The following is a 3,494-nucleotide window of genomic DNA, read 5'->3' on the forward strand; positions in this document are numbered from 1 at the left end:
GGCCTGGACGCCGCGGTGATGGACCCGTCCGCGAACCCCTGTGACAACTTCTACACCTACGCCTGTGGCGGCTGGCTGAAGACCACGGAGATCCCCGCCGAGCGCGCGCGCTGGAGCCGCGGCTTCGAGACCGTGGCCGAGCGCAACCAGACGGTGCTGCGCGACATCCTCACCCGCGTCGCGCAAGGGCAGGGCGGGGGCACGCCGGAGGAGAAGCTGCTGGGCGACTACTACGGCGCCTGCATGGACGAGGCGAAGCTGGAGCAGTCGCTGCCCGTCCTGCGCACGTACCTGACGAAGCTCACCGCGCTCAAGAGCCCGCAGGACGTGGCGAAGGCGGTGGCGTGGCTGCACGCGCGCGACGTGGACGCCCTCTTCAAGGTGTACTCGGATCAGGACCAGAAGGACTCCACGCAGGTCATCCCGGTGGTCAGCACGGGCGAGCTGGGCCTGCCGGACCGCGACTACTACCTGAAGCCCGACGTGAAGATGCGCGAGGCCCGCGCCGCCTACCAGGCGCACGTGCAGAAGGTCTTCGAGCTGTTGGGCGACGCGCCCTTCGTCGCCAGCCGCAAGGCCACGGGCATCCTCGCCATCGAGACGCGGCTGGCCAGCGCGGCGCTCCCCAAGGAGGAGACGCGCGAGCCGGAGAAGGTCTACCACCGGCTGGAGCGTCAGGGCCTCAAGCAGCTGGCGCCCGCCTTCCAGTGGGACACGTACTTCGCGGAGGTGGGTCTGCCCCCGGGCGACGCGCTCAACGTGACGCAGCCGAAGTTCTTCGCGGAGGTGTCCGCGCTGGTGCGCCAGCAACGGCCCTCCGACATGGGCCCGTACCTCTCCTACCTCCTGGTGAAGGAGGTGCAGACGACGCTGCCCAAGGCGGTGCGGGACGAGTTCTTCCGCTTCGACTCCGCCGTCCTCACCGGCGCGAAGGTGGACCTGGCGCGCTGGAAGAAGTGCGTGGAGGTCACCGACGAGGCGCTGCCGCACGCGCTCGCCAAGCCCTTCATCGCGAGCACCTTCGGCGAGGAGGGCAAGGCCACCACGCTGGCCATGGTCCAGCAGATCGAGCAGTCCTTCGAGCGCAACCTGGACACGCTGTCGTGGATGGACGCGGACACCAAGGCGCAGGCCCTGGTGAAGGTGCGGAAGATCACCAACAAGATTGGCTACCCGGACCAGTGGCGCCGCTATGACGGCCTCACGCTGAAGCGCGACTCGTTCCTGGACAGCTACCTGGCGGCGGACGCGTTCGAACAGGCGCGCCAGCTGCGCAAGGTGGGCAAGCCCGTGGACCCCACCGAGTGGCTGATGTCGCCGCCCACGGTGAACGCCTACTACAACGCGGCCACCAACGAGATCGTCTTCCCCGCGGGCATCCTCCAGCCGCCCTTCTTCGGGCGGGACGCGGCCGCGCCGGTGAACTTCGGCGCCATGGGCATGGTGGTGGGCCATGAAATCACCCACGGCTTCGACGACGAGGGCCGCCAGTTCGACGCGGACGGCAACCTGCGCACGTGGTGGACCCCGGCGTCGGACAAGGCCTTCCGCGAGCGCGTGGCGTGCGTGCGCAACCAGTACGACGGCTACACGGCGGTGGACGAGGTGAAGGTGAACGGCCGGCTCACGCTGGGTGAGAACGTGGCGGACCTGGGCGGCCTCAAGCTGGCGTACGCGGCGATGGAGGCGTACCTGGCGAAGCACCCGGACCAGGCGGCCCAGGCGAACGCCTACCGCTTCACCCCCGGCCAGCAGTTCTTCCTCGCGCACGCGCAATCGTGGTGCTCGAAGATTCGTAATGAAGCGGCGAGGCAGCGGGCGCTGACGGACTCACATGCGCCCGCCTTCCTGCGCGTGAACGGTCCGGTGACGAACCTGCCGCAGTTCCAGCAGGCGTTTTCCTGTCAGCAGGGGACGAAGATGGTCGCTCCCGCTGTGAATCGCTGTGAGGTCTGGTAAGGCTCCGGCCTTATTCGAGGGAGGACGGCATGGGAATCTGCTCGTGGCTGGTGTTGGGTGGTATCGCGGGCTGGCTGGCCAGCATCATCAAGGGCACCAATGCCCGGATGGGGATGCTCGCCAACATCATCGCCGGCATCGTCGGTGCGATGCTGGGCGGCTGGGTGTTCAGCTTCTTCGGTGGTCGGGGCGTGACGGGCTTCAACCTGTACTCGCTGCTGGTGGCCACGGTGGGCGCCGTCATCCTGCTGTCCATCCTGCAAGCCATCCGGAAATAGCCGGGAGGGCCCCGCGCCCCGCTCCCGCCTAGAAGAGCGAGAGCTGGGGCGAGGTGGACGCCCGCGTCGGACGCCGGAAGGTGTCCGGCGCGGCCTCCGTGATGGACGAGGCGCGCATGCCCACCTTGCGCGCCGCGGTCGCGAAGAGCTGGTGGATGGTCTGCGCGTACAGCCCCTCGCCGCGCATGCGGTGCTTGAAGCGGCTGTCGGAGAGCTCCCCGCCACGCGTCTCGCGGATGCGGTGCAGCACCCGGTCCGCGCGCAGGGGCAGCTTCGCGCGCAGGCGCTCCTCGAAGACGTCCTTCACCGGCCCGGGCAGTCGCAGCAGCGTGTAGTGCGCGCGCGTGGCGCCGGCCTCCCGTGCGGAGGCGAGCACCCGCGCGATGTCCTCGTCGTTGAGCCCGGGGATGATGGGGGCCACGGACACGGCCACGTCGATTCCGGCCTCCGCGAGCTTCCGGACGGTGCCCAGCCGCCGCTTCGGCGTGGCGACGAGCGGCTCCATGGCGCGCGCCAGCTCCTCGTTGTGGAAGGGCAGGCTGATGCTCACGGACAGCCGGGCCTCGCCCGCGAGCCGCTGGAGCACGTCCAGGTCGCGTTCAATCAGCACGCCCTTGGTGATGATGCCCACGGGGTTGCGGTACTCGGCGCAGACCTCCAGGCACTGGCGGGTGAGGCGCAGCGAGGCCTCCAGGGGCTGGTAGCAGTCGGTGACGCCGCTGAAGACGACGGTCTCCCCCTTCCAGGACGGGCGCTCGAAGGTTTCGCGCAGCAGCTCCGGGGCCTGGGGTTTGAAGACGAGGCGCGTCTCGAAGTCGGTGCCCGCGCCGAAGTCCAGGTACTGGTGCGTGGGCCGCGCGTAGCAGTAGGCGCAGGCGTGGAGGCAGCCGCGGTACGGGTTGACGCTCCAGGAGAAGCACACGTCGGGGCTGTCGTTCTTCGCCACCACCGAGCGGCTGTGGTCCTCGTAGATCTCCAGCCGGGCCGGCGGGATTTCATCCAGGTACTCCACCGCGGTGCTCGCCCAGGGGTTGGGCGGATTGTCGACGGGACGGGGTTTCACCGGCCCACGGTGTGGCTGAATGCCCGTTCAGTCAAGGCGTTCTGATTTGAAATTCCTGGGACGGCTCCCCGCCTCGACCGCTCTCCCTATTGAAGGTCACTCACACACGAGGAGAACGCCATGCCGGGAATCGCCAACAACATCCACCTCCCCACGTCGGGAGGTACCCCCCAGCCACCGAAGACGGACAGGCC

General features: G+C 68.8%; 3 protein-coding genes. 2 read left to right on the forward strand and 1 reads right to left on the reverse strand.

Going from position 1 to position 3,494, the window contains the following annotated elements; translation table 11 throughout:
- Both D7V93_RS40350 and D7V93_RS40355 read left to right on the forward strand, forming a co-directional pair.
- Positions 1-1,959, forward strand: a 1,959-nt coding sequence (locus D7V93_RS40350; RefSeq protein WP_147451599.1) for a M13 family metallopeptidase, incomplete at its 5' end; no start/stop codon positions are given.
- A gap of 29 nt (positions 1,960-1,988) precedes the next feature.
- Entirely contained in the window at positions 1,989-2,237 is a 249-nt protein-coding gene (locus D7V93_RS40355) for a GlsB/YeaQ/YmgE family stress response membrane protein (RefSeq protein WP_120648332.1), read from the forward strand.
- A 28-nt stretch (positions 2,238-2,265) separates the two neighbouring features.
- Here the strand turns inward: D7V93_RS40355 and D7V93_RS40360 are convergent, their stop codons facing one another.
- Entirely contained in the window at positions 2,266-3,300 is a 1,035-nt protein-coding gene (locus D7V93_RS40360) for a PA0069 family radical SAM protein (RefSeq protein WP_120648333.1), read from the reverse strand.
- Positions 3,301-3,494: the final 194 nt, after the last annotated feature.

The sequence above is a fragment of the Corallococcus llansteffanensis genome (assembly GCF_003612055.1).
Classification (GTDB): Bacteria; Myxococcota; Myxococcia; order Myxococcales; family Myxococcaceae; genus Corallococcus; species Corallococcus llansteffanensis.